Source organism: Ferruginibacter sp. SUN106 (genome assembly GCF_050611765.1).
Taxonomy (GTDB): domain Bacteria; phylum Bacteroidota; class Bacteroidia; order Chitinophagales; family Chitinophagaceae; genus Ferruginibacter.
Map to the genome: position 1 here is coordinate 1012643 of NZ_JBODJC010000001.1, position 26215 is coordinate 1038857.

Annotated in this window: 25 protein-coding genes and 1 pseudogene; 12 read left to right on the top strand and 14 right to left on the bottom strand. The window is 38.9% G+C overall.

Translation table 11 applies throughout. The features are described from left to right. Positions 1–5 precede the first annotated feature (5 nt). The gene (locus ACQ334_RS04180; RefSeq protein ID WP_430986909.1) at positions 6–2375 is read left to right on the top strand and encodes a beta-L-arabinofuranosidase domain-containing protein; all 2370 of its coding nucleotides are present in this window, start codon (positions 6–8) and stop codon (positions 2373–2375) included. Between the two features lie 46 nt (positions 2376–2421). Next, positions 2422–4191, top strand: coding sequence for a DUF885 family protein (locus ACQ334_RS04185; protein ID WP_430986910.1), 1770 nt, complete (start codon positions 2422–2424; stop codon positions 4189–4191). 89 nt (positions 4192–4280) lie between these two features. On the opposite strand, the gene ACQ334_RS04190 is transcribed toward ACQ334_RS04185, so the two are convergent. The 3 genes and pseudogenes from ACQ334_RS04190 to ACQ334_RS04200 all read right to left on the bottom strand — a co-directional run bounded on the left by ACQ334_RS04190 (position 4281) and on the right by ACQ334_RS04200 (position 7755). Further along, the gene (locus tag ACQ334_RS04190) at positions 4281–5282 is read right to left on the bottom strand and encodes a 4-hydroxyproline epimerase (protein WP_430986911.1); all 1002 of its coding nucleotides are present in this window, start codon (positions 5280–5282) and stop codon (positions 4281–4283) included. 22 nt (positions 5283–5304) lie between these two features. Next, positions 5305–6780, bottom strand: a pseudogene (locus ACQ334_RS04195) (aldehyde dehydrogenase (NADP(+))); the annotation flags it as partial. Between the two features lie 60 nt (positions 6781–6840). Then, entirely contained in the window at positions 6841–7755 is a 915-nt protein-coding gene (locus ACQ334_RS04200; protein WP_430986912.1) for a dihydrodipicolinate synthase family protein, read from the bottom strand. A 124-nt stretch (positions 7756–7879) separates the two neighbouring features. Between ACQ334_RS04200 and ACQ334_RS04205 the strand changes: the two genes are divergently transcribed. Beyond that, positions 7880–8758 carry an AraC family transcriptional regulator gene (locus ACQ334_RS04205; RefSeq protein ID WP_430986913.1) on the top strand — a complete coding sequence of 293 codons (879 nt, stop codon included), beginning with the start codon at positions 7880–7882 and terminating at the stop codon, positions 8756–8758. A 3-nt stretch (positions 8759–8761) separates the two neighbouring features. Here the strand turns inward: ACQ334_RS04205 and ACQ334_RS04210 are convergent, their stop codons facing one another. Beyond that, positions 8762–9868: a DUF6544 family protein gene (locus tag ACQ334_RS04210; protein ID WP_430986914.1), complete on the bottom strand. Its 1107-nt coding sequence runs from the start codon at positions 9866–9868 to the stop codon at positions 8762–8764. A gap of 33 nt (positions 9869–9901) precedes the next feature. Continuing rightward, on the bottom strand, positions 9902–10288 hold the full coding sequence (locus ACQ334_RS04215; RefSeq protein WP_430986915.1) for a hypothetical protein: 387 nt from the start codon (positions 10286–10288) through the stop codon (positions 9902–9904). A gap of 249 nt (positions 10289–10537) precedes the next feature. Between ACQ334_RS04215 and ACQ334_RS04220 the strand changes: the two genes are divergently transcribed. After that, positions 10538–10936, top strand: a complete 399-nt coding sequence (locus tag ACQ334_RS04220; protein WP_430986916.1) for a hypothetical protein — start codon at positions 10538–10540, stop codon at positions 10934–10936. 9 nt (positions 10937–10945) lie between these two features. Here ACQ334_RS04220 and ACQ334_RS04225 read toward each other — a convergent pair whose 3' ends face one another. From ACQ334_RS04225 to ACQ334_RS04265, 9 genes are all read right to left on the bottom strand, one after another. Then, the gene (locus tag ACQ334_RS04225) at positions 10946–12010 is read right to left on the bottom strand and encodes a response regulator (RefSeq protein WP_430986917.1); all 1065 of its coding nucleotides are present in this window, start codon (positions 12008–12010) and stop codon (positions 10946–10948) included. A gap of 242 nt (positions 12011–12252) precedes the next feature. Continuing rightward, positions 12253–12558: a hypothetical protein gene (locus ACQ334_RS04230; RefSeq protein ID WP_430986918.1), complete on the bottom strand. Its 306-nt coding sequence runs from the start codon at positions 12556–12558 to the stop codon at positions 12253–12255. Then, positions 12545–12907: a phage holin family protein gene (locus ACQ334_RS04235; RefSeq protein ID WP_430986919.1), complete on the bottom strand. Its 363-nt coding sequence runs from the start codon at positions 12905–12907 to the stop codon at positions 12545–12547. The genes ACQ334_RS04230 and ACQ334_RS04235 overlap by 14 nt, the downstream gene beginning before the upstream one ends. Before the next feature lie 42 nt (positions 12908–12949). Next, the gene (locus ACQ334_RS04240; protein WP_430986920.1) at positions 12950–13186 is read right to left on the bottom strand and encodes a YtxH domain-containing protein; all 237 of its coding nucleotides are present in this window, start codon (positions 13184–13186) and stop codon (positions 12950–12952) included. Between the two features lie 378 nt (positions 13187–13564). Next, positions 13565–14317 (bottom strand): SDR family NAD(P)-dependent oxidoreductase, encoded by a 753-nt coding sequence (locus ACQ334_RS04245; protein WP_430986921.1) that lies wholly within the window; start codon positions 14315–14317, stop codon positions 13565–13567. Positions 14318–14341: 24 nt separating this feature from the next. Continuing rightward, on the bottom strand, positions 14342–15439 hold the full coding sequence (locus tag ACQ334_RS04250; protein ID WP_430986922.1) for a hypothetical protein: 1098 nt from the start codon (positions 15437–15439) through the stop codon (positions 14342–14344). Positions 15440–15564: 125 nt separating this feature from the next. Beyond that, a complete protein-coding gene (locus ACQ334_RS04255; protein ID WP_430986923.1) occupies positions 15565–16056 on the bottom strand; it encodes a hypothetical protein in 492 nt (163 codons plus the stop codon). Next, on the bottom strand, positions 16053–16220 hold the full coding sequence (locus tag ACQ334_RS04260) for a hypothetical protein (RefSeq protein WP_430986924.1): 168 nt from the start codon (positions 16218–16220) through the stop codon (positions 16053–16055). The genes ACQ334_RS04255 and ACQ334_RS04260 overlap by 4 nt, the downstream gene beginning before the upstream one ends. Before the next feature lie 26 nt (positions 16221–16246). Further along, a complete protein-coding gene (locus ACQ334_RS04265; RefSeq protein WP_430986925.1) occupies positions 16247–17089 on the bottom strand; it encodes a universal stress protein in 843 nt (280 codons plus the stop codon). A gap of 462 nt (positions 17090–17551) precedes the next feature. On the opposite strand from ACQ334_RS04265, the gene ACQ334_RS04270 reads away from it, so the two are divergent. From ACQ334_RS04270 to ACQ334_RS04305, 8 genes are all read left to right on the top strand, one after another. Then, positions 17552–17995 carry a MaoC family dehydratase gene (locus ACQ334_RS04270; protein ID WP_430986926.1) on the top strand — a complete coding sequence of 148 codons (444 nt, stop codon included), beginning with the start codon at positions 17552–17554 and terminating at the stop codon, positions 17993–17995. Position 17996: 1 nt separating this feature from the next. Beyond that, on the top strand, positions 17997–19163 hold the full coding sequence (locus tag ACQ334_RS04275) for an extracellular solute-binding protein (protein WP_430986927.1): 1167 nt from the start codon (positions 17997–17999) through the stop codon (positions 19161–19163). Beyond that, a complete protein-coding gene (locus ACQ334_RS04280; RefSeq protein WP_430986928.1) occupies positions 19160–20305 on the top strand; it encodes a CaiB/BaiF CoA transferase family protein in 1146 nt (381 codons plus the stop codon). Before ACQ334_RS04275 ends, ACQ334_RS04280 begins: the two co-directional genes overlap by 4 nt. Before the next feature lie 232 nt (positions 20306–20537). Further along, positions 20538–21701 carry a CaiB/BaiF CoA transferase family protein gene (locus tag ACQ334_RS04285; protein WP_430986929.1) on the top strand — a complete coding sequence of 388 codons (1164 nt, stop codon included), beginning with the start codon at positions 20538–20540 and terminating at the stop codon, positions 21699–21701. Positions 21702–21727: 26 nt separating this feature from the next. Further along, on the top strand, positions 21728–22579 hold the full coding sequence (locus ACQ334_RS04290) for an amidohydrolase family protein (protein ID WP_430986930.1): 852 nt from the start codon (positions 21728–21730) through the stop codon (positions 22577–22579). A gap of 17 nt (positions 22580–22596) precedes the next feature. Then, on the top strand, positions 22597–23631 hold the full coding sequence (locus tag ACQ334_RS04295; protein ID WP_430986931.1) for an L-rhamnose/proton symporter RhaT: 1035 nt from the start codon (positions 22597–22599) through the stop codon (positions 23629–23631). 91 nt (positions 23632–23722) lie between these two features. Further along, positions 23723–24784, top strand: coding sequence for a Gfo/Idh/MocA family protein (locus tag ACQ334_RS04300; protein ID WP_430986932.1), 1062 nt, complete (start codon positions 23723–23725; stop codon positions 24782–24784). 44 nt (positions 24785–24828) lie between these two features. Further along, the gene (locus ACQ334_RS04305) at positions 24829–26214 is read left to right on the top strand and encodes a pectate lyase (protein ID WP_430986933.1); all 1386 of its coding nucleotides are present in this window, start codon (positions 24829–24831) and stop codon (positions 26212–26214) included. The last annotated feature ends 1 nt before the right edge of the window (position 26215 follow it).

Consider the following 26215-nt stretch of genomic DNA (forward strand, 5'->3'; position numbering starts at 1 on the left):
GGAAAATGAAAAAAAATATTTTATTTTTTGTATCACTATTGCTGGTTGCGGCAACAAGCGTACAGGCGCAATCTTACATTGCCGAAAAAAATTACAACAAAATGAAAGTGAAGCCTGTTACCGATATACAGGCTTATGCTTTTGACATAAAAGATGTTCGTTTGCTTGAGGGCAGCCCTTTTAAAAATGCAATGGATAAAGATGCTGCCTACCTTTTATTGCTGGAGCCCAATCGTTTGCTGCATCGCTTTTACAAAAATGCAGGCTTGCCAACCAAAGGCGATGTATATGGCGGATGGGAAAGTGAAGGTTTGTCGGGCCATACATTAGGACATTATCTTTCTGCCTGTGCCATGATGTACGCATCAACTGGTGATAAAAGATTGCGGCAGAAGGTAGATTATATTGTTGATGAACTGGCACTTTGCCAGCAAGCACGTAAAACAGGTTACGTAGGTGCAATTCCCAATGAAGATTCTATTTTTGGAAAGCTTGCCAAAGGCGAAATAAAAAGTGGCGGCTTTGATTTAAATGGCGGATGGAGCCCATGGTACACGGTACATAAATTAATGGCGGGCTTGCTGGATGCTTATTTACAATGTGACAATAAAAAAGCATTGCATGTGGTGAAAGGGATGGCAGATTGGGTGGATAATACACTGAAAAATTTATCTGCCGAACAAATACAAAAAATGCTGCGTTGCGAATGGGGTGGCATGAATGATATTCTTGCTAACCTGTACGCTGTAACAGGAGAAAAAAAATACCTTGACCTGTCGTATAAATTTTACGATGATTTTGTGATGAAACCATTGTCTCAAAAAGTTGATCCACTTCCCGGCAAACATTCTAACACCAATGTGCCCAAAGCTATCGGCAGCGCCAGGCAATATGAATTAACAGGCAATGTGTCTGATAAAACCATTGCAAGTTTTTTTTGGGAAACCATGGTGCATCACCACAGTTATGTAATTGGCGGCAATAGTAATTATGAATATTGTGGCGAAGAAGATAAACTGAATGACCGCCTGAGTGATAATACCTGCGAAACCTGCAACACCTACAATATGCTGAAGTTAACACGACATCTTTTTTCGTGGAAGCCGGATGCTGCATTGGGAGATTATTATGAAAGGGCTTTGTACAATCATATCCTGTCATCTCAAAATCCTGAAACAGGGATGATGTGTTATTTTGTTCCCTTACGTATGGGTACACAAAAATCTTTCAGTGATTCCTTCAACACCTTTACATGCTGCGTAGGTAGTGGCATGGAAAATCATTCTAAATATGGCGAAGGCATTTATTATGAAGGAAAGGATGGGAGTTTGTATGTGAATCTTTTTATTCCATCGGTACTGAGCTGGAAAGATAAAGGCGTTACTATTAAGCAGGAAACTACTTATCCTGAAGCAGGCAATGCTACATTAACTATTAGTACAAAAAAAGAACAACTATTTGCTATTAAAGTGCGTAAACCATGGTGGGCAAAAAGTGGTATTACTTTTAGGGTAAACGGAACCGGTATTTTTCCTTCGGGGGAAGAAAATGGCTTTATTATAATTAACAGAAAATGGGCAAATGGCGATAAGTTAGAATTAAAAATGCCCATGAGTGTATATACCGAAAGCATGCCGGATAATCCAAACAGGATCGCTTTTCTTTATGGCCCGTTGGTGCTTGCGGGGCAATTGGGCAATACTATGCCCGATCCAATGACCGGCGTTCCGGTTTTGTTGACAGATAACAGAAATATCAATGACCGGATAAAACCAGTGGCAGGAGAATCATTGAGTTTTGAAACAAAGGGAACAGGAAAACCTTTTGATGTAAAACTGATCCCGTTTTACAAAACCTATAAAGAATATTACAGTGTGTATTGGGATTATTTTACCAATGAACAATGGATAGCACGGCAGGAAGAATATGAGAAAGAAAAAAAGGAACAGAAAGAAATTGAAGCCAGGACGATTGATAATTTCCGCATTGGCGAAATGCAACCTGAAAGAGACCACAACCTTAAAGCAAGTGAAAGGTCTTATGTAAGCGATGCCATGGGTGTAAACGGCAGAGAAGCCCGGGCAGCTAATTATTTTTCTTTTGAAATGAAAGTACAATATGCTGCAGGCGGCGGAAACAGTTTATTACTCACGTATATTGGTGATGATAAAGACCGTAAGTTTGATATTATTGTGGACGGTCGCAAAATTGCAACAGAAGAATTAAAGGGCGGCACCACCGGAAAGTTTTATTACAGAACTTATCCATTGCCCGGAGAGCTGATTGAACGTAAAGAAAAAGTGACTATAAAAATTGAGGCCAGCTATGGCAAAACTGCGGGGAGAATTTTTGGGGCAAGAGTAATAAAAAATTAAATACTGATAATTTTATTTAAATATTCCACCAACTAACTATACAGGTATGAAAAGAAATTGCCTTCTTGTTATTGTACTGTGCTTTTTATTATCTCCGCATATCATTGCACAAAAATCTCCCACATCAGCATTATACGCTCAAACCAGTGAGATGGCCGACATGATGATAAGGTACGATGCAGACAAAAGCAGCGTCCTACGTTTTTATGCTGTTGAAGTATCAGAGGGAGAATGGTGGATGCGGCAAAACAACGATTACAATTCACCGGAATGCAGGCAACATCTGCAGCAGCTTATCACAGATTACCTGAAAGAACTTGAAAAGGTAGATTTTAAAAACATGAATGTGAATGGTAAAGTAGATTACCTGCTGTTTAAAAAAGATATTGAAGATGAGCAATACAAATTGCAACAGCAGCAAAAATTGTACGACCAGGTAGCACCATACTTTACATTTGGAGAAAGAATTTATACTTTAGAAAAACCACGCCGCAGAGGCATTGCTGTAAACGGCGAGTCGGTTGCCAAAGAATTAAACGATATCAATAAAGATATTACTGCGGCTATTAAAAAACTTGCAACAGGGGATAGCATAGAAATTAAACAAGCCAGGTATGCAGCATCTGCAATCAATTCATTAAAAGGCGGATTAAAAAATTACTATAATTTTTATAATGGTTACGATCCCATGTTTACCTGGTGGGTACCAAAAACATATACCGCTACTGATAGTTTATTGAATGTGTATGCCCAAGCACTAAAAAAGAAAGGCAGATTGACCACTTCACAAAAAGATGATGGCAGCGGTATTATTGGTAATCCTATTGGACATGATGAACTGGTGCGCCAATTGAAAATGGAATTCATTCCGTATACGCCTGAAGACCTGGTAGATATTGCCAATAAAGAATTTGCATGGTGCGATGCGGAGTTACTTAAAGCATCACGTGAAATGGGCTTTGGTGATAACTGGAAAGCAGCACAGGAAAAAGTAAAAAATTCTTTTGTTGCACCGGGCAAACAACCGGAAGCGATGTTTGACCTGTATAGCCAATCAGTTGATTTTTTAAAAAAGAATAAGCTGGTTACTATTCCACCACTTGCAGAAGAAGACTGGACAATGTTTATGATGTCGCCGGAACAGCAACGTGTGAACCCATTTTTCCTGGGAGGAGAGTCACTCATTGTGTCTTATCCTACCAATACTATGACCTATGATGAGAAGATGATGAGTATGAGAGGGAATAATCCCGGTTTTTCAAGGGCTACTGTACACCATGAATTAATTGCAGGCCATCATTTGCAGGGATACATGACAAGCCGTTACAAAACATATCGTCATTTTGATACGCCGTTTTGGGTAGAAGGGAATGCACTGTATTGGGAAATGTTGTTGTGGGATATGAAATTCCCAAATACACCTGAAGAAAAAATAGGTATGTTATTCTGGCGCATGCATCGTTGTGCAAGAATTATTTTTTCTCTTAATTATCATTTGGGAAAATGGACACCACAGCAGTGTATCGATTTTTTGGTTGATCGTGTAGGCCACGAAAGAGCCAATGCAGAAGGTGAAGTGCGTCGTTCATTTACAGGAGGGTACGGGCCGTTGTACCAGATCGCCTATATGATCGGTGGATTACAATTCATGGCATTAAAAAGAGAGTTGGTGGATACACATAAAATGACCTACATGCAATACCATGATGCGGTATTACATGAAAACAGTTTACCGATTGAAATGTTAAGAGCTATCCTTATTGATCAGCCACTTGAAAAAGATTTTAAAACAACATGGCGTTTTTACAATAAATAATATTGTGCAGGAAACTGCTTAATTAAAATAAAGCTTCCGCCAATAACATAAGCCTTCACCTGGTAATTATTGTAGCCTGGTATCATTTATCAAATTACCTGGAAGCCATAAGCATATGGATCATCCTCGGGGTCGATCCAGATAGTATTATAGCCATATATTTTTGCCCAACCTTCAATGCCCGGCCTTATAGCAGGCTTGCCATTCACTGTTGTTTCTTCTTCAATTGTTCCGGTAAATTTTGATCCGATTATACTTTCATGAATAAACTGATCGCCTTTTTTTAATTTCCCTTTTGTATACCATTGTGCCATCCTTGCAGAAGTACCGGTACCACAGGGAGAGCGGTCGATAGCTTTATCGCCATAAAATACTGCATTTCTTGCGGTGGATGTTTTATCCAGTACAGCACCGGTCCATAAGATATGTGAGCAACCATTAATAGTTGAATCATCAGGATGTACAAATTCGTATTTTTCGTTTATGCGTTTACGCAATTCTCTTGCCCAGGCAATTAATTTATCAGCTGCATAATGCTCCAGGCCTTTAAAGTTTTTTTGTACATCAACAATAGCGTAAAAATTGCCGCCGTAAGACACATCAATTACCAGTTCGCCCAGGTCGGGGCAATCTACTGTTAATTCCGTTGCAGCAAGATAGGCCGGTACATTAACCAGTTTAACTGATTTTACTTTTCCGCCTTCTTGTTTATAACTGATGTTTACCAAGCCAGCAGGAGCTTCCATTCTTACAATACCTGGTGTATGCGGAATGATCAATCCTTCTTCAATAGCGATGGTGATAGTACCGATAGTACCATGGCCACACATAGGTAAACAGCCACTGGTTTCAATAAATAAAACTGCCACATCATTCTGCGGATCGTGTGGGGGAAATAATATGCTGCCACTCATCATATCATGGCCACGTGGTTCAAACATTAATCCTTTTCTTATCCAGTCGTATTCCCTTAGAAAATGCTGCCGTTTTTCACTCATGTCTTTTCCTTCCAGTACCGGGCCACCACCGGCAACTAATCTTACCGGGTTACCACAGGTATGGGCATCTACACATAAAAAGGTTTTCTTCATTGTACTACGATAAAATTTATTTTTAAAGAATAGCGTCTTTACTAAACTGGTTATTTACCAAACGCCATATACTTAATGGGTTGCTGTTTTGTAATGGACCAGGTAAAAGTTTGTCGTAAAAATTCTGAAAACAAACCGGCCTTACCCAGCGTTTAATTGCAGAAGTACCTACAGAAGTAAACCTGCCGTCGGTTGTAGCAGGGTAGGGTCCACCATGTACCATGCTGGCGCAGACTTCAACCCCGGTTGGTGCCCCATTAAGAATAACTCTTCCGGCAAGGTTTGTTTGCGCTTCTATAATATCCGGGTAATTTTCAAAATCAACTGCTGTTCCCATAATGGTTCCCGTTAGTTGCCCTTTTAACGAAGATAAAACAGCAATCATTTCTTCCTTGTTTTTACAAACCACGGCCAGTGAATAAGGGCCAAACACTTCTTCGTGCAGTTTTGGGTTTTGTAAAAAAACTGCTGCAGTAACTTTAGCTATACCCGGCTGTGCTTCCATTGCAGCCGGTTGCTGTGCAGATTGTGCCAGCAGCGTAATATTGTTTTGCTGCAACATCGTTTCCACCCCTGCATTGTATGCATTGTAAATACCCTGGTGCAACATTTTTTGTGGCACAGCTGCAGCAATAACCGCTTCAGTTTTCGATAAAAAATTATTCAGTGCATCGCATTCCATTAGCAACATTAATCCCGGGTTGGTACAAAACTGCCCTGCACCAAGGTTTAATGAAGCCACAAATTGCTGTGCTAATGTATCTGTATTTTGGGCAATGGTATCCGGCAGAAAAACAACCGGGTTAATACTGCTCATTTCTGCAAATACAGGAATGGGAATTTCTCTTTGCCTTGCATATTCTACCAATGCTTTTCCACCTTTATAAGAACCTGTGAACCCAACACCTGCAGTTTTAGGATGGATGACTAAATCTCTTCCAATATCATTACCTTCTCCCACTACATGCTGCAGCGTATGCAAAGGCATATTGGATAATTGAATCGCTTCAGTTATTGCTTCATAAATCAATAAAGATGTTTTGGGATGTGCAGGATGTCCTTTTACAACAACAGTACAGCCGGCAGCTAATGCACTTGCAGTATCGCCCCCTGCGGTAGAAAATGCAAAAGGAAAATTGCTGGCACCAAATACAATTACAGGGCCTGTTGGCAAAAGCATTTTCCTGGTATCGGGTTTGGGCGGTGTGCGGTTATTATCTGCGGTATCAATAACTGCTTCAACCCAGCTGCCTTCTTCAAGCAAGGCTGCAAACATATTCAGCTGTCCCGTGGTGCGGCCAATCTCGCCATTTAATCTTGCCGCCGGAAGGTTCGTTTCTTCATTAGCGACCTGTACGAGCGTTTCTCTTTTTTTCTCAATACATATAGCGATTAACTTTAAAAACGAAGCCCTCTCAAAGGGCTTCGTTTTTTTATATTGATCAAATGCCATTGCAGATTGCAACATTACCTGGTTAATAGTACTCTGGTCCATTGTTTTTAATTTATGTTGCGTTAACTGTTTTTTATTCGTGTTGAACTCATTTTTATAAGCCTGTCAGAGTGATAAATAATCAGGAAGTACCGGCCTTGTGGCAATACCATGATCAATTATTTTAAGTACTGCTTCTCTTTCAGCACCCACCAGCGTTAATCTCGGTGCTCTTACAAATTCACTACCAATGCCTGCCTGTGCTTCTGCCAGTTTAATATATTGTACCAGCTTTGGATGAAGGTCCAACTCCAGCAAAGGTAAAAACCAGCGGTGTATTTTTAATGCTTCTTCAATTTTACCTGCTTTTACCAGGCGGTAGATAGCAACAGTTTCAGCAGGAAAAGCACAAACCAATCCGCCAACCCATCCTTCTGCACCCATCACCATTTCTTCCATAGCAATAGTATCAATACCACATAAAACTTTTAACCTGTTGCCAAAACGATTTTTTACTCTTGTTACATTGGATACATCCCTGGTAGATTCTTTTATGGCCTGGATATTACTGCACTCAATCAGTTCTTCAAACATATCTAATGTTATTTCTGTTTTATAATCAACAGGATTGTTATACACTATAATCGGCAGATCAGTGGAGTTGGCTACAGTTTTAAAATAACTTACCGTTTCCCTGTGATCAGTTTTGTACCGCATTGGCGGCAGCATCATTAATCCTTTAGCACCCCATTGCTTTGCATACTCAGCTTGTTGCAATGCTTCCCTTGTTGAGCCTTCGGCTATATTAAGTAACACGGGTATTCTACCGTTAACTATTTCAACCGTATGTTTTACCAGGATTTCTTTTTCCTGTGTGGTTAATACGCTGGCTTCACCCAGTGTTCCGCCTAATATCAATCCATCGATACCAGCTTTAATCTGGATTTCAACATTCTTTGTATAAAGCGGCAGGTCCAGTTTATCGTCTTCAGTAAACTTGGTTGTAATTGCAGGGAATACCCCTTTCCAATCTATTTGCATACTATATTTTTTTGTCAAAATTATTTGTATCGGTAATTAAAAAGAATGCAATACTTGACTAATATTTTACCAATATTAACCATAATTATCTTTTTTTAAGAAAAATGTGATAATATTGGATAAGATGAAAGTAATACAGTTTACCATACCGGTTGCAAAAGAACATGCTGTAATTGTGCAGGAAGATGTGATGCCGTATTTCTACAATCATTTACACCGGCATAATGAAACGCAGATCACCTGGGTGATAAAAGGGGAGGGCACATTGATTGCAGGTAATTATATGCAGCCTTTTAAAGCCGGGGATATTTATATACTGGGTGGCAATCAACCGCATATTTTTAAAAGCGACCCTGCGTATTTTGATAAACGCAGAAAAAAGCAGGCACATTCCCTGACTTTCTTTTTTAATCCCAACGGCATTTTTAAACCTATTCTTGAACTTACAGAATCAAAAGCGATTAAAAAATTTGTGGACAATACCAATTACGGATTGCACCTGGCTTCGGGCAAACAAAATAAAATTACGGGAGAGATGCTGAAAGTGAAAAATTCAAAACAGGCGCTCCGGCTGGCTGCATTTATCCGTATGCTGCATGTGATGTCGGGCATAAAAGAATGGGAGAAATTATCTACCATTCCATCGGCATTTTCTTTTTCAGACCTGGAGGGGCTTCGTATGAATGATGTATACCAGTTTACGATGAGCCACTATTCTGAAAATATTAAACTAAAGGAGGTGGCTGCTGTTGCTTACATGACACCACAGGCTTTCTGCCGTTATTTTAAAAAAAGAACGGGGAAAAATTATATTGTTTTTTTAAATGAGATCCGCATCAGCGAAGCCTGTAAAAAAATAACTGCCGGAAGTTTTGATAGTATTTCGTCTGTTGCATACGATACGGGATTCAGCAGTGCAGTTAGTTTCAATCGTGTATTTAAAAAAATTGTGGCAAAATCTCCCCGGCAATACCAGAAGGAATACCTGCAGAAGATCGATTGATTTTTATGGATACACTTCGGGTATATTATACTCCAGTGCGGTCAATTCAATAGCTGCCCAGGTAAAGTCGCCTGTTTTTAATTGCCAGGTTACTTTGTTCTTATAAGGAATGCGGATACCATTAAAATTGGCATAGCCAGTTACGGTGACCAACCATTTTTCTACACCAGCTTTTTCATTACTGCCATAATACCGGTTGGCAGAAAAAGAAACGAGATCACCGGCTTCAGTAAAGGTAAAAATTCCCGAAACGGTGTAGTGGTTACAAGTCATCGTTGCTTTTGCAGAAAGAGAATCTATCGCTTCCCATTTGATATAATTGCTTAAAGCAGCAGTAGGAAAAAAACTTGTTTCTGAAAGAAAACGAATAAGTGAGGCAGAATTGACCTTGTCATTATTGCCATCTTGCGCAACAGTAAAAACTGATAAGGCTTTTATTAATAATTCTCCTTGCCCTTCTTCTAATTTATCTCTTCCATACAATGTTATCAGCGGCATCATGGCTACCTCAACTTTCCACACAAAAGCTGGTGCTTCAATTGTAAAATACTGGCTGGCTTCAAAAGGCATCCATTTGCCATCGGGTTTAAGTTTTAATGTGCCTTTTTGTTTTAAACGAACAGTATTTGTTTTTTGCTTACCAATAACACCTGAATGGGTAAGCCATTTTTGTATTACCGGTGGCAGGCCTGTTAGCATTGATGCTGTAATGACGGTGTTATCGGAATGTGGTATTCTTGCAAATACTGTTTTTACTTCTTTATTTACCATATTATTAAAATACATATTGGCAAGTGCAGGTATAGCTACCAGTAAAATGATGAGGTTGGCAATGGTACCGTATTTTGCATCTTTCCACGAAGCGATAATAACTATTTGCGATAGTACCACTGCTGCAATAGCAATGATTGCCCAATTCTCTTTTTTTAATACCCATAATATTGCTGTAATTGTAAACAATACCGCAGTGATTAGCCAAAATGCGCCCCATGATTTTGAAATTGCTTTTGTTATTGCAGTGATATTGCCATAGCCAAATGCTTTTGCAAAACCCATACAATGAATAAGCCCATGAATGAGCATGATAAAAGCGAAAAAATATTTTAGCATGTGATTAAATTGAAAGGTGAAAACAAAAATTGTTTATACAGCCCATTTGCCTTTTAGTTGATAAGCAATCAGTATTACTAGTAATCCTGCACCGAGATATACAAATTGTAACCAGTGAATAGTATTGATCAGTAGCATTTGTATAATAATCCAGCCACATATCACTACGCCGCCTGCCATTGCCCAGTTGTACCGTTTACGGTATTTGATAAAACAGCATATTAATGCTAATAAATTAATACTGCCTACAACCATAGTTAAAATAATGCCCGGGATAAGAAAATTTTTAAACGGTGTACTGCTTAGAACACTCAATTGTATTTGTAGTATACCCCCATCCGGATGGCTTATTAGTATTAGCCCGGATATTAAAGCCGTAAGCGCAATAAAACCAAGCAGTATCAATAAAAGTATTTTCATGTGATTGCATAAAACGATGTAAACAAAACAAGTGTATTTGCTGTTAGTGTAAAATGCCGGCGATCAACTTTTAAAATGATTCCTGTCAGCTATTGATTATGTTAAAGAGGGGTATGGAGGATGATTGATGAAAGTCAGCACACACAGTGATGAAAATTGCTTTTCTATACATTAGCGAAGTATATCTTTATGTTAACACAACTAAAGTGCATTGGAATAATTATCCGTTATGTTTTTAAAACAGGAAGTATGCCCGAGTTAAGATTACAACAATTACAATTTGAGATTGGCGCCATTAAAAGATTGCTTTCTTTTATGATGGAAGAGAATGTGCACCTGAAAAACCGTATCTCTGAAATTTTAAAAAATAATTTTGAAAAAATATTGCTTGGTAAAATTGAAGTATTTCATAACCGGTTTATTATGGAAGATGAAATAATTGGAATATTACGTAACAATATTGCTGAGCTGGATAAAATACTACAGGCACAAAAGCTTTTGCAGGATGAATACAAAATTCATGATATGGGAAAAAAGATAAGGCAGCTGAGTGTTAATATCGAAAATACACAGGGCCAGTTTATGTTACTGAAAACAGAGTTTAATAATTTTCTTTTAGAGAATACCGAAGCTTACGAAAAAGTTTAAGTGCTGTAATTAATTCAGTAATTGTTCCAGTTTTTTTTGATTCAGTATACTGATACCCCCATCGCTTTTTATTGCTATCAGTTTTTCATTTCTAAAATCACTCAATGTGCGAATCAATGATTCTTTGGCTGTGCCGGCAATTGAAGCAAGGCTTTCCCTGTTCATATCTATTACAAAGTTTTCGGTTTTTTGTTCTTCCTGGTATTTCTTTTGCAGCATAATCAATGCTTCGGCTACTTTTTTGCGTAGCGAATTGTACGCAAGGCCCACCAGGTGACTTTCTTTTTCAGAAATATTTTTTGCCAGCAGTTGTACAAATTTTTTCATTACCTGTGGATTCTTGTTGATCAGTTCATCAAAATCTTCTTTGGGTATCACGGCTATTTCTGTATCTTCAAGTGCTTTGGCAGTATCTTTATAAGGCGCTTCTTCCATCAGCGCCACATACCCTAAAAAATCGCCGGCACTAAAAAGATCAGTAACCAGTTCTTTACCATCATCATTAATTTTGTATACTTTCACTTTTCCCTTTACAATAAAATACAACCTGTTGGGATGGTTACCTTCGGAGTAAATGATCTGTTTCTTTTTATAAATATTGGTATTGCGCCCTTCAATAAAATCTTTCACGGCATCTTTTCCAAATGATGTCTCCAGCAGATGCTGCACACCACCAAGGCCGGGCTGCAGATCTTGTTTCAGCATATCAATTTTCCTGATCCTGCTTTCTACAGCATTTAATAATTCTGTTCCGCTAAATGGTTTTGTGATATAATCATCAGCACCCATTTCCATTCCTTTTCTAAAATCAGCACGTTCTGTTTTTGCTGTCAAAAAAATAAAAGGGGTATTTTTTATGGCTTCATTTTTGTGAACTGCGTGCAGCACACCATAGCCATCAAGTATTGGCATCATAATATCACAAATGATGAGGTCGGGCATATGTTCTATCGCTTTTTCCACACCAATTTTTCCATTTTCAGCCACTAATACTTTGTAGTTGGATAACTCCAGTATTTCTGCTGTGTTGCTGCGGATATCATCATTGTCTTCAATTAGCAATATCTTTTTCATCCTGGTATTTTTATAAGATAATCCTGTGTTAGTTACAACGCCTCAATCACCTACTGTTTACAACTCAAATCGGGTGATAAGCTATGCACAAATTGGCTTATAGTTTATGACTGCTGTCAGGTAGTATTATGAGAGTTAACAGGCAGGAATGATTGTTGGCCCGAACAGGCCCGGAAGTAATTTCAAAATGGCAATTACAGGGGAGGGGTTTGTATTGTTGATTTAAAATACATGCATCTGGGTTACCGGCCTGCCTGTTTTTTTTGAAAGAGATGACTGATCTTTTCTCCGGCTTTTTCTGCAAGTTTATCAGTAAGTATTGTAGCACCAAAGGAAAAAATATTTTTCAATAAGTTCTGGTTACCGGATTTATTTTCTATTGTATTTCTAAGTACCGCACTAAAAGTATTTGCTGCAATAGAGGAAGGTTTCGCACACTCTTTTAATTCTTCCCATTGGTATTGTAGTTTCCTTTCCAGTTCTTGCTGCTGTAGTTTTATCCGTTGCTTTTCCTGCAGTAGTTGTTTGATATTTTTAATTTTCCTCATCTTCTACGGCCTTAAATAATTGTTTGATAAAGGCATTCATAATAGGCAGGCGTAGTAATTTTTCTCTTGCCGTCCACAGCAGCACACCGAGCAGTAAATACAAAAAGGCAACAATTAAAAAACCTGCCCATGTTTTATTCAGCCATTCACCAAGGCCTAAAGCCAGGGCAATGCCGGCAAATACAATAAAGAATATAAACACCATTGCAGCAAGTACCCTGGCCATTGTATTGGCAATAAGGGCAGAACTTTTTTCTGCTGCATTTAATTTTGCTGACTCAATAGTGGTGTTAATATATTCTTTAATTGTACCGGCCAGCTCTTCTGCTTTGGCAAATGCCTTTTCCATGTTAGTTTTTTTACTGATCACAAAACGCTGTAGTGATATTACTCAGGCAAATTCTTCTGCTTTTTCTCTTACTGTTTTTGCGATATCTTCTTTTAACCCGTTCAGCTTTTCTTTTCCTTTTTCAAAACTGTCTTTTACATTATGAGCAATTTTCTTTCCCTGTTCATTTATTTTTCGTCTTGTTTCGCTGCCTTTATCGGGAGCGAATAGAATACCTAAAATTGCACCTGCTGCAACACCTGCTGCAACAGCGGTTAATATTTTACCAGTGTTGTTCATAAAAAATATTTTAATTGTGAGAACTGTATGTAAGATAAAGTAACTGCCACTCCATACAAATGACAGTACTCATCATTTGCAGTGATGATGATCAAAGCATGCGTTTTTTTAATGACCTCAATCATCGGAAACGTTGATGATTACTATTGCGAAGCAGTGATGAGGTTGCTATTTTTAATTAAGTTTTTCATAGGATATTGGGTCATATAACGGGGCTGGATTTTTATCCGGCCTCATTATTAATGTAGCAATGATGATAATGGAAACAAAAAACGATTGGTAAAAATTGAATTGGCCTGGCAAGATGTTTGCAATAAAAAATTGCCGGTTATTAAGCCGGCAATTTTTATTATAGCAAATGGAGAAGTGGCCTGGATTTTATCTTGCTACAGCGCCACCATCAATAGTGATATCTGTGCCAGTGACAAATAAAGATTCATCTGAAGCCAGGTACAAGGCACCCCAGGCAATTTCTATAGCATCTGCAACTCTTGCCTGCGGCGACATGTTTTTGATGGTTTCATCCATGCCCGGCAGTTGCAAAACATTTTCCGTCATGGGCGTGAGCACTGCTCCGGGGCAAATAGTATTTACCCTTATCTTATGTTTTGCCAATGTAACAGCAAGGTCTTTACTCAATAAACGTAAACCACCTTTTGAAGACGAGTAGGCTACGCCGTTACCTCCCACCAAACCTGCAATGGAAGCAATATTTACAATGGAACCACCGCCTGCTTTTTTCAGGTAAGGGATGCAGGCTTTGCATCCTAAGAACGGGCCAGTCAGATTGATCGCAATAACTTTATCCCAAAGTTCTTTACTGGTTTGTTCTCCATCCATAAAACCCGGGAATATGCCTGCGTTATTTACTAGCACATCAATCTTTGCATATAAGGCAATTGTTTTGTTGACCACCAGTTGCCAGTCTGTTTCGCTGGTTACATCATGTTTCAGGTAATCAATGGTTAATCCTTCTTCTTTTGCCTGCAATACCCATTGTTCTAATTTCTCCTCCTGTATATCTGTGGCCATCACTTTGGCTCCTTGCTGTGCAAACAATTTTGCTTCAGCGGCACCCATGCCACCTGCTGCACCGGTAATGATCACTACTTTGTTTTTTAACCTGTCCATCTTAATTTTTTTATAGCGTTGCCGTTAATAATATTTGATCAGTGCTATCTGCTGGTAATTTTTCAAAACATCTTTATCAACAAACTCCACATCGCCACCTTTTTTCAATACTTTTTCCATCACATCATCAACGGCATCCTTGATGTAAGAAAATTTATTGAAGCGTTCATCTGCCTGGTAAATCACATCCTCGCTGCCACCATGTTCTGCAGGATACATAAAATCTTTTTCTACAATTAATAGCTTTCCTTTCAGGCTCATGGCTTCACGCCAAACATCCTGCATGCCATAAGCCAGTTTTTTTTCGCCGGCAGCTTCTTCCAGTTGGTTCAGTATATCTTTTTGTTTTATCTTTTTCCAGTTGGCGATATAAGGCAGTAAAATTTCCCTTAGCCTGGGTAAGCTGGCTTCTTCATAATTGCCATAGATATATTCAACTACTGCGGCTTTGTGTTTGGTAAGACTATTAAAATGCCCCAGTACTCTTTTAGTACCCAAAACAAAAAGCGGCAAATGATAAGCATTTAAAATATTGTCCAGCACATGATCTATATGATGCAGGAATTTTTCCATTTGTATTTCTTTGTATTCGGCAGTAGCAGCAAAATTGGCTACTTTGTCTGCGGTATCATTTATATTTCCATACATGGCTTCAGGTACATTAGAAGCAATTTTTACAAAACTGTCGGCGTTGCCCAGGTACACCTGGCTTTCTTTTCCGCTTAATAACAGCACGAGGTATTTATGCAATTGTTTCTTGCTATATACCAGGTCACGTATCTCAAATGATTCATCAATGATTGTTTTTTCTTCAACGGGAATATCAAGATAGAGTACTTTTTCAAAAACGGGTGACACATAAATAGCGATACTTTTTTTATGAGTGTTGTAGTTGAGATTTTTAATCAGCGCTCTTAATTTTTGTATCACCAGCTGGTAAATTTCATCAGGATAATTGTTACGCAATTCCTGTTCTACCCGATCGGTTACAATTTTAAGCGAATGGGCCAGTTCATTCTTTAAACCCATTTTGGGTTCAAATGGCATGATGATGGATACTGCAGGGCGGTAATGCACTGCTGTTGTTATTTCCCGTATTTCAGGGGTCATGAGCATATTCATAGCAAGTAATTTAGATAGTGAAACTACTTGTAACTATTGCAGGAAACACTGACTGCAATCACTGCTAACTTTGATTGTACTCAGTTTAAAGAATTGAGGTGAAGCCGGATAACTGAATTGATACGTTACAATGGCCTGTTATCTTTTTTTTGCCAGATAAATGTATTGCTGTTATTTTTTAGAAGAATAACCATAGCCACTGCCATAATAACTGTAGCGGGAAAACCGGACCCCACACCAAATGGAACGATGCAGAGTAAAAATACAATGGCACCGATGCAGCCTGTTTTAAACATCCATCCTTTAAGTAACATGGCTATTGCAATAAACCCCTGGCATATTGCAATGCCGCCAACCGCCAATGGTATATGCGCTGCAAACCAGCCATGAATGAAATTACTGTACCAGTGGCTCCAGGTAAGATTGGCATAATCAATATATGCCTCAGGAGTTTGTTGCGATGTGGTCCAGTTCATCCAGCAGGCCCAGGCAAAAAGTAAAAAAAATGAAAGCCTTGCCCATTGTGGCCATTTTATAGCTGCGATTACCTGCAATAGGGCAATGCCATTAGAAATTAAAAGTAATATCAGGTAGAGTTGATTATCCAAACCTTTCATGATAATTTATTTTTGCTTCGCTTTTTTATTTCAGCTTTTATTGATTCAGGCATTGGCCTGCAGTGGCAATGTTGGGCATGGGCTATATGCCATTGTATGCGTTGCTGCGGCGTAGGTTTTTCGGGCATGCGGTTAGCCTGGTGCCATTCTTTGTTGAACTTCATAAAATTATTGTTGCCGGTTTGTACAGTTACAAGTGCGCAATAAAAATAGGTTGTGTTACTACTTTCATTAAAAAATCGGCCGGGTTCTTTTTAAAAAATTCAGATAAACCATTTCGGCCATAAGCGCCCATTACTAAAAACATATTTCTTTTCTTAAACAGGAAGTCGAATAATTTAGTATCGGTATTACCTTTCAATACTTCAAAATGCAGATTGGTATAATGATCGTTAAGCCACTCTTTAAATTTAAATTTATCGGTACCATTCCATTCTCCTTCTTCATTTACCTGAACAATAGTGGTTTTGGCATTGCACAGTTGCGGAAAAAGATAGGTGAATTGTTTAATAGCAAAAACAGAAGAGGCAGCACCGTTATAAGTAAATACCAATTCATTAAGCGCTTCATATTTTTCAGGAGCAATAATCACCGGGCATTCTGCAGTTTTAAGCAGGGTGCGTACAAATTCAGATGGCACACCTGTAAACTGGTGGTGCAATGATAATGCAGCATCGGTAATTAAAATATCCGCAAAACGGCTTTCTTCAACCAACTCCTGCAACGGCATACCACGATCGAGGTGAATATAATAATTCACATCTCTTGCTATACAGCTTTCTTTAAACATGGCAATATTTCTTTCAATCACCTGTTCTTGTTTAGCCTTACGGTTATCGGCATTTTCTTTTTCCCGCCAGTCCAGGGTGGTCATGCTGTGCAATTGATGCACTACCGGCCTTATTTGCGGCTCCATATTTTCTAAAAACACCCCCGTTATTTTTGATTTGGTTAACCTGCCCAGGTAGCAGGCAAATTCCAACGCATTTTTGTTGGGATTTACAGCATCCAATGCCAGTAATATCTTTTCCATACAAACAATTTTCTTCAAAATTACCTGCAGGCAAAACTGTTTTTTATGATAATAGTTAGCAATTAGATTGATTGTGATCAAAGTAAAAATGGTTGCGTTTTGGAACAATAACAGTATATCTTATAAATATCGAAATATTGCGGCGCCAATGCGTTATGAGTATTGCTTTGGTTCTTTAATAGTTCATATAGTAAAATCTGCCATCATTACAGTAAAACCTTACATTGAATACCGGGCTACTTGTTTTTAATTTGAAGTTCAGTTTTGCAGGTGTTTTTTAAGATCAGGAAACTTTGCAGGCTTACGATTGTAAATGGTTGAATTGATGGACAAAATTGCTGTATGATATTTTGTTTTCGTATTGCATCCCAGGTATTAAATCCTACCACCCATTACACCAACTACTGCAATTTCAGCTAACAAAGAACGACCATTAACCAAACTGCAGGGTGCAGCGCTATCATGTTTGTAAAAAAATATTTTGAAGAATTTGAACTGAATAACATTCGCCAAACTAAAGGGCGTACGGTTACTGAAACCGATATTGTAATTCATGCAGGCCAGTCAGGCGATTTTTTTCCTCATCATATGGATGAAGAATGGTGTAAAACGCAGCCGTTTAAAAAACGCATTGCACATGGTACGTTAATTTTTACCATTGCCGTTGGGCTTACTGCCGATGTTATAAATGAAGTGGCCATGACCTATGGTTATGAAAGATTACGATTTATCAAACCGGTTTTTATTGGCGATACGATAAAAGTTACCATTACCATTAAAGATAAAAAAGATCATAAGAAACCAGGTTTTGGATTGGTTACAGAACTGGTGGAAGCTTTTAATCAGCATAATGAATTAGCAATGGTATGTGAACATATTTTACTGGTGAATAAAAAAGAAGCATAAAATGGCAGGGATAATTTTGCAAGGCATAACATGGGGGCATAGCAGGGGCATTACTCCTTTGCTGGCCGCTTCGCAGCGTTATAGCGAATTGCACCCTGGCGTGGAGATACAATGGAAAAAGAGAAGCTTACAGGAGTTTGCCGATTTTCCTATTGAAAAACTAACAGCGCAATACGATCTTTTAATAATCGATCACCCATGGGTGGGTTGTGCTGCGGCAACCAATTGTGTATTGCCATTGGATGAGTATCTGTCACCGGAATATTTACAGGACCAGTTAAATAATTCGGTAGGGTATTCCCACGAAAGTTATAACTACAAAAATAAACAATGGGCATTGGCTATTGATGCTGCAACGCCTGCAGCAAGTTTTAGAAAAGATCTTTTAATGAAGCATAAGATCATGCTGCCTCGTAAATGGGATGATGTACTTACCCTGGCAAGGTTTGGTAAAGTAGCTGTGCCTGCAATACCCATTGACCTGCTGATGAACTTTTACAGTTTTTGTATTGCTCATGGGCAAAAGCCATTTCAATACAAAGACAAAATAATTGATGACACTACAGGCGTGCAGGCCATTGAAACAATGAAAGAACTGTATTCGCTGCTAGATAAAAAAATGTTTAATTGTAATCCTATTGCAGTGGCAGAATTAATGAGTACTACAGATGAATACTGGTATTGCCCGTTTGCATATGGTTACTCCAATTATTCAAGAACGGGCTATGCAAAAAATCTGTTGCATTATGCCGATGTGGTTACTTTTAATGACAATAAATTACAAACCACTATCGGAGGCACAGGATTGGCCGTATCTGCATTTAGTAAACATAGTGCTGTTGCGGTTGATTTTACAGAGTGGGTGGTATCTGCAGAAATGCAACGTACTTTATATGTACAGCATGGCGGGCAACCGGGTCATGGCAGTGCATGGACAGATAGCGATGCCAATCATTTAACGAATGATTTTTTTAAAAACATATTGCCTGTAATGGAAAACGGGTACGTGAGGCCGAGATATAATGGGTACCTGCATTTTCAGGATCATGCAGGAATACCTTTACAAAAATGTATTATGCAAAATGAAGATCCGCTTAAAGCATTGCAGGAGATGAATACGATATACCAGCAGAGCCTGCTTCACCAAAATAATATTGTTGCAGCATGATGAACTTACCTTTAAAAGGAGTAGTGGTACTGGAGTTCAGTCAATACCTTTCCGGCCCTTCGGCAGGTTTACGTTTGGCTGACCTGGGGGCAAGGGTTATTAAAATTGAGCGGCCGGGTAAAGGTGATGCCGGAAGGAAACTGGCCATCAAAAATTTATGGGTGGATGATAATTCTTTATTGTTTCATACCATCAACCGCAATAAAGAAAGTTTTACTGCCGATCTTAAAAATGCAGAAGATCTTGCAATTGTACAAAAACTGGTTGCAAAAGCTGATGTGGTGATGCATAATTTTCGCCCCGGTGTAATGGAGAAAGCCGGCTTTGGTTATGAAGCGGTACAACAGATTAATCCACGGATCATTTACGCAGTAATATCAGGTTATGGTAAAGAAGGGCCATGGCAGAATAAACCGGGGCAGGACCTGTTGTTACAATCCATAACAGGGCTTGCATTTACAACCGGTAACGGCACCAATGGCCCGGTGCCATTTGGTATCTCTATTGCAGATATTTTATGTGGTGCACAATTGGTACAGGGAATTTTAGGCGCATTAATAAGAAGACAGAAAAGAAATGTGGGCGCATTAATTGAGATCAGTTTAATGGAATCTTTGCTTGATTTTCAATTTGAATTATTAACTACATACTATACCAATCATCAGCAACCGCAAAGAAGTAAAATTAATAACGGTCATCCTTTGCTTGGAGCACCTTATGGCATTTATAAAACGGCTGATGGATTTCTTGCCTTAGCCATGATGGATATAAAATTGCTTACTAACGCTATTGAGTGTAAAGCGCTGGAAGGTTTTTCGCAGGAACTGGCATTTGCAAAAAGAGATGTAATAAAAGAAATTTTAGCAAAACATATTATTACACAAAATACCAGCCATTGGTTGATGCGTTTGCAAAACGAAGGGCTTTGGGCAATGGAAGTATTGGATTGGGAGCAACTGATCAATCATGAAGCGTATAAAGTATTGGCAATGGAGCAGGTGATTTATGCCGGCGATGAAAAAATATTTACCACCAGGTGCCCCATTCGTATTAACGGTAAAAAATTGTATGCCGGTAAACCTGCACCACAATTAGGAGCCGATAATGAAAAAATAAAAGAAGATTTTTCAATTGCAGAATAATAGCGTTAAATACTTTTAAAGAGTGATTTTGTTTTATGTTCCGTAGTAACAGCAGGTGGGTAGAAAGAAAATAATATGGTATTTAAGTCCCTTAGGAACGACAGGTGCTTTTAGCAAAACATAATTAAAGTTCAATAAAGATTTGCTGTTGAAGAGTGCCCCGAATGCTTTCGGGATAAACTCTGCCAATGAAGTTGAACAAAGAAATATAGTTCGGTACAAAAAGAGAAACATGAATTTATTACAAGATATTATTGTTGTTGATTTCAGCCAGTTTTTATCTGGCCCTTCGGCTGCATTGCGGCTTGCAGATATGGGTGCGCAGGTGATAAAAATTGAGAAGCCCGGTAATGGAGATATCTGCAGGCAATTGTATGTATCGGATGTGATGATAGAAGGAGAGTCCACCATTTTTCATGCCATCAACCGCAATAAACAAAGTTATGCTGCCGATTTAAAAGATGCAGATGACCTGGAAAAAGTAAAACAATTATTGACAAAGGCAGATGTGATGATGCATAATTTTCGCCCCGGTGTGATGGAACGTATCGGTTTGGATTATGCCACCGTAAAACAGATCAACCCTTCAATAATTTATGCCGAAATAAGTGGCTATGGCAGTGAAGGGCCGTGGAAAGACCTGCCGGGCCAGGATCTGTTATTGCAGGCTGCATCCGGATTGACCTGGTTGAGTAATAATAATGATGAGAGCCCTACGCCAATGGGTGTTGCAGTAGTGGATATTATGGCGGGCACACATATTGCACAAGGTATTTTAGCCACCCTGTATAAAAGAGCCATCAGTGGAGATGGTGCATTGGTGCAGGTGAATATGTTTGAAAGTATTCTCGATTTTCAGTTTGAAGTACTCACTTCTTATTATAATGATGGCAATCAATTGCCGGTTCGTGGTGCGGTTAATAGCGCCCATGCCTACATTGCGGCGCCTTATGGAATTTACAAAACAAATGATGGCTATATTGCTTTGGCAATGAGTGATATTTTAACTTTGTCGGCCTTATTGCAATGCGAACCTTTGCGTAAATACAGTGATAGTAACAGCTGGTTCGAAAAAAGAGACGAGATAAAAAAAATACTGGCCGATCATTTGCTTACTAATAGCGCTGCATTCTGGTTAAGTGTGTTGGAAAAAGCAGATATCTGGTGTGCACCGGTAATGGATTATGATAAACTGGTACAGCAGGACGGTTATAAACTGCTGAATATGGAAATTACAGTGAAAACCAGTAACGGTCTTACTATCACTACAACAAGATGCCCGATAAGGGTGGATGGAAAATTATTAGTTGCTGATAAAGGAGCACCGCAACTGGGCGAACATAATGAAACGATTGACAAGCAATTTGAGCTGGAGAAAATTTTCCAGGAAAAATAATTACGGAGCTTATTTTAGCCCTAACGATGCAACGCATAATTGATACACATATACATGTTTGGGATTTGCAGCGGGCAGCTTACCCCTGGTTGCAGAATGATACCTCTGTTTTAAATCAAACCTGGCACATTGAACAATTAAATGAAGGCAGAGAACAGGCTGGTATTTCATATGGCGTATTGGTACAGGCCAGTAGTAATTTAGAAGATACACAACTGATGCTGGAAACAGCTTATCAAACCTCCTGGATAAAAGGAGTGGTGGCCTGGTTGCCGTTGAAAGATCCTAATGCAACATTGGAAATATTGGAAGTGCAATTACTAAAGGAAAAATATTGTAAAGGCATACGCCACCAGATACATGATGAACAAGACAGTAAATGGTTGTTGCAGCCTGCAGTAATTGATAGCTTAAGCATACTGGAAGAAAAAAATATTCCTTTTGATGTGGTAGCTGTTTTACCGGAACATATTGAAACCGCTTTGGCGGTGGCAGAAAAAGTGCCGGATCTTAAAATGGTATTTGATCATTTAAGTCAGCCGCCGATAAAAACTAAAGAGCAGTTTGGAAGATGGGGAGAGTTGATGAAAGTTGCTGCACAACACAAAAATTTCTATGCAAAAATTTCAGGACTGGGAACTACCTCGGGTGATTTTGAAAACTGGAGTGCAACAGATATTAAACCTTATGTACATTTTGCGTTGCAGCATTTTGGAACAGACCGGTGTTTTTGCGGTGGTGACTGGCCGGTAGCATTATTAGCAGGATCTTATACTAAGGTATGGAATGTATACAAAGAAGTGATCAACGATTTGCTTGATCCTTTTGATAGCGATAAAGTTTTTTACAGCAACGCACAGCATTTTTACAATCTATAAAACAACGCAGCAATAAAATGGAATTGATCAACGGAGTATTGTTTCATGCTACAGGTGCATCTAGTGCTGCGCTGTGTTACACACCACAAAAAAAAGTAGTGGGCTGGAGCTGGCAAACCTATTGGCTGGCACAGGCATTTATCTGCTGGCTGGCATTGCCGGTTATCATGGCATTCATTACCATTCCCAATTTAATGACGGTATTACAGGAAGCGCCATCAGCTGCCATGATAAAATCTTTTTTATTAGGCATGGCTTATGGTATTGGCGGTACTGCATTTGGTATTGCAATAAGATATGTTGGCTTTTCATTAACCTATGCTATTGCGGTTGGTATCAGTTGTGTGTTGGGCACTTTGTTGCCGCCATTGGTACATGGTACATTGGGTGATGTATTAAAAAGTAACGGTGCTGCGTATTTAATAATTGGAATTGCATTAGGAGCTGTAGGAATTGCATTATGCGGTTTAGCCGGACGTAATAAAGAAAAAGATATGGAGAAAGATCAAAACAATACCTCCGCTTTTTCTTTGGCAAAAGGATTGCCACTTTGTATACTTGCCGGAATATTATCGGCGCTGTATGGTTTTTCATTAGACCAGGGACAACCCATTGCAGATGTTGCTGCAAAGTATGGCGCTGCAAATTTCCAGGGCAATGTGATCTATATTTTTTCTAACTCCGGTGCTTTTGTAACTACATTATTGTATTGTTTCTATTTGCATAATAAAGAAAAAACTTTTGGCCAGTACGCTAGTGCAGGTAATAATAGTTTGGTAAAAAATTATTCCATGGCAATTCTTACAGGTTGTTTATGGTATGGGCAATTTTTCTTTTATGGCCTTGGGCATGTGCGTATGGGAAAATATCAATTTACCAGTTGGGCCATTCACATGATCATGCTGGTATTATTCAGCAGTGTGGCAGGTTTGTTGATGAAAGAATGGAAAAACTGTGGCAGTAAAACAATACGTTTGTTAATGTTGGCTCTGTTAGTATTAATTACTGCGGTATTATTACTAACTTATGGTAATTACCTGGGAAGTTTGTAAATACAGGGCAGATAAAATATAAAAAGTAATATAAAGTTGCCTGGTGCTATAAGGGTAGAAGAATTAATAAAATTGAAAGCAGATACAATCGATGTTGCACTATATTCCTCAATCGTCTAAAATAAACCCGGTTTATATCATCGGTGCAGGTGGTATTATCAATGCGGCACATTTACCGGCTTACAAAATTGCCGGCTTTAATGTGCAGGGCATTTATGATATCGACAATGCAAAAGCGATTGCCACTGCAGCAAATTTTAATGTGCCGCATGTATTTACCAGCGTGGCAGATATGGTAGCACATGCACCTGCCAATGCTATTTTTGATGTGGCTGTTCCAGGTTCACAAACCATTGCTTTGTTAAATGAATTACCCCAAGGTGCAACAGTGCTGTTGCAAAAACCTATGGGAGAAAATTATAGCGAGGCAAAAAAAATACTGCAACTCACACAGCAGAAAAAAATGCTGGCGGGTATTAATTTCCAATTGCGGTATGCGCCTTATATTTTGGCTGCAAAAGAACTGATCAATAAAAATTTACTGGGAGAGCTGAATGATATTGAAGTGAATGTAAATGTATATACGCCCTGGCATATCTGGGATTTTTTACAGGCTGCGCCAAGAGTGGAAATTTTATACCACAGTATTCACTACATCGACCTGGTAAGAAATTTATTGGGCAATCCCAATTCGATGTATGCGAAAACAACGAAGCATCCTTCAATGCCGCAACTGGCATCGGTACGCAGTAATATCATTATGGATTATGGCGACATGATAAGGGCAAATATTCTCACCAATCATTGCCATAATTATGGTACACCTAAGCAACAATCTTATATAAAAATAGAAGGCAGCAAAGGTGCGGTCATCATCAATTTTGGCGCACTCATTAATTATCCCCGTGGCGAAGCAGATAGTTTTGAATATATTTTATTAGAAGAAGGCGCAGTACCGCAATGGCAGCAAATGCAGATAGAAGGTAGTTGGTTTCCGCATGCGTTTATTGGTAGTATGGATCAGATGATGCTGGCAGCAGAAGGAAAAATTGTAACACCTGATAATAGTGTGGAAGATTGTGTTCATACGATGGCGTGTATGGAAGCGGCGTATGAGAGTAGTGAGAGAGGGGGAGTTGTTCCTCCTTTGTAAAGTAGTAAGTAAATAAAGTTTATAAAGTAAGTAAAGTATATAAAGTGAAAAATACATTTTTAGTGATTGCTGTTTTTTTTCTGCAGCAGATCAATGCTCAGCAAATTGCTTTTCCCGGTGCGGAAGGTTTTGGTAAATATGCAACAGGAGGCCGTGGTGGAAAAGTGGCTTTCGTTACTAATTTAAATGATGATGGCGAAGGAAGTTTCAGGAATGCATTGGAAAAATTTCCCGGAGAACCACTGACGGTAATGTTTAAAGTATCGGGCATTATTGAATTGCAATCTAAAATACAGATCAAAAGATCTAACCTGACTATTGCAGGACAAACAGCACCGGGTGATGGCATCTGTTTAAAAAATCAATCTTTAATTTTAAATGGAGCCGCTGCAAAAGGTAATCATGGCAATATTATTATCCGCTTTATTCGTTCACGTCCGGGTGGCACTTTAAAAACCGGTTTGTATGGGTATGATATGGAAAACTGTCATGATGTAATTGTAGATCATTGCAGTTTTAGCTGGGCCAACGAAGAATGTGCAGCGATGTATGATACCAAAAATACTACCGTGCAATGGTGTATTGTAAGCGAAGGTTTGTACGAAGCCGGACATGCCAAAGGTCATCGTTCTTATGGTGGTGTCTGGGGCGGACAGTATGCAACGTATCATCACAATTTAATTGCACACCAAAATAGTCGTGCAGTTCGCTTTGATGGTGCAAGGGCACATGATACTATGGCGGTGATCGATTACAGGAACAATGTGATCTACAACTGGGGCAACCCCAATGCCTGTTATGGTGGTGAAGTAAATATTGCGGGTGGCGTATCGCAAATAAATATCGTCAACAATTATTACAAACCCGGTCCGGCAACACCTTCCACTTTAAAATTTGTACATGCTTTATTTGAAGCAGATAAAACCAAAGGCATCGCTGAATGGTATTTGAATGGCAATGTAATGGAAGGAGATAAACGCCTTACTAAAAATAATTTTGACGGATTAGATCTGACTGAGCCCGGAGAAGCAGGATCAGTTAAAGCAAAATCACCGTTTAAAATTGATGTGCCCATTGCAGAACAAAATGCAAAAGATGCTTACGAAGCAGTATTAAAAAATGCAGGTGCAATACTTCCTAAAAGAGATGGCGTTGATACAAGAGTAGTAAATGAAACCAAAACAGGTACCGCAACAGGTATGGGCGTATTTGGAAAAGCAGGAATAATAGATTCGCCAACTGCAGTAGGTGGCTGGGGCGAATTTAAAAATGGTGTTGCACCAATAGATACAGATGAAGACGGCATGCCTGATGAATGGGAAAAGAAAAATAATTTAAATCCCAATGATGCCGGTGATAGAAATAAAGTAGGTGCAGATGGATTTACCATGCTGGAAAAATATTTAAATGAGATGGCGGTAATCAAATAAA

Coding starts and splice junctions, on each gene's coding strand:
- ACQ334_RS04180 (WP_430986909.1), top strand. CDS start 6: ATGAAAAAAAATATTTTATTTTTTGTATCACTATTGCTGGTTGCGGCA.
- ACQ334_RS04185 (WP_430986910.1), top strand. CDS start 2,422: ATGAAAAGAAATTGCCTTCTTGTTATTGTACTGTGCTTTTTATTATCT.
- ACQ334_RS04190 (WP_430986911.1), bottom strand. CDS start 5,282: ATGAAGAAAACCTTTTTATGTGTAGATGCCCATACCTGTGGTAACCCG.
- ACQ334_RS04200 (WP_430986912.1), bottom strand. CDS start 7,755: ATGCAAATAGATTGGAAAGGGGTATTCCCTGCAATTACAACCAAGTTT.
- ACQ334_RS04205 (WP_430986913.1), top strand. CDS start 7,880: ATGAAAGTAATACAGTTTACCATACCGGTTGCAAAAGAACATGCTGTA.
- ACQ334_RS04210 (WP_430986914.1), bottom strand. CDS start 9,868: ATGCTAAAATATTTTTTCGCTTTTATCATGCTCATTCATGGGCTTATT.
- ACQ334_RS04215 (WP_430986915.1), bottom strand. CDS start 10,288: ATGAAAATACTTTTATTGATACTGCTTGGTTTTATTGCGCTTACGGCT.
- ACQ334_RS04220 (WP_430986916.1), top strand. CDS start 10,538: ATGCCCGAGTTAAGATTACAACAATTACAATTTGAGATTGGCGCCATT.
- ACQ334_RS04225 (WP_430986917.1), bottom strand. CDS start 12,010: ATGAAAAAGATATTGCTAATTGAAGACAATGATGATATCCGCAGCAAC.
- ACQ334_RS04230 (WP_430986918.1), bottom strand. CDS start 12,558: ATGAGGAAAATTAAAAATATCAAACAACTACTGCAGGAAAAGCAACGG.
- ACQ334_RS04235 (WP_430986919.1), bottom strand. CDS start 12,907: ATGGAAAAGGCATTTGCCAAAGCAGAAGAGCTGGCCGGTACAATTAAA.
- ACQ334_RS04240 (WP_430986920.1), bottom strand. CDS start 13,186: ATGAACAACACTGGTAAAATATTAACCGCTGTTGCAGCAGGTGTTGCA.
- ACQ334_RS04245 (WP_430986921.1), bottom strand. CDS start 14,317: ATGGACAGGTTAAAAAACAAAGTAGTGATCATTACCGGTGCAGCAGGT.
- ACQ334_RS04250 (WP_430986922.1), bottom strand. CDS start 15,439: ATGAATATGCTCATGACCCCTGAAATACGGGAAATAACAACAGCAGTG.
- ACQ334_RS04255 (WP_430986923.1), bottom strand. CDS start 16,056: ATGAAAGGTTTGGATAATCAACTCTACCTGATATTACTTTTAATTTCT.
- ACQ334_RS04260 (WP_430986924.1), bottom strand. CDS start 16,220: ATGAAGTTCAACAAAGAATGGCACCAGGCTAACCGCATGCCCGAAAAA.
- ACQ334_RS04265 (WP_430986925.1), bottom strand. CDS start 17,089: ATGGAAAAGATATTACTGGCATTGGATGCTGTAAATCCCAACAAAAAT.
- ACQ334_RS04270 (WP_430986926.1), top strand. CDS start 17,552: ATGTTTGTAAAAAAATATTTTGAAGAATTTGAACTGAATAACATTCGC.
- ACQ334_RS04275 (WP_430986927.1), top strand. CDS start 17,997: ATGGCAGGGATAATTTTGCAAGGCATAACATGGGGGCATAGCAGGGGC.
- ACQ334_RS04280 (WP_430986928.1), top strand. CDS start 19,160: ATGATGAACTTACCTTTAAAAGGAGTAGTGGTACTGGAGTTCAGTCAA.
- ACQ334_RS04285 (WP_430986929.1), top strand. CDS start 20,538: ATGAATTTATTACAAGATATTATTGTTGTTGATTTCAGCCAGTTTTTA.
- ACQ334_RS04290 (WP_430986930.1), top strand. CDS start 21,728: ATGCAACGCATAATTGATACACATATACATGTTTGGGATTTGCAGCGG.
- ACQ334_RS04295 (WP_430986931.1), top strand. CDS start 22,597: ATGGAATTGATCAACGGAGTATTGTTTCATGCTACAGGTGCATCTAGT.
- ACQ334_RS04300 (WP_430986932.1), top strand. CDS start 23,723: ATGTTGCACTATATTCCTCAATCGTCTAAAATAAACCCGGTTTATATC.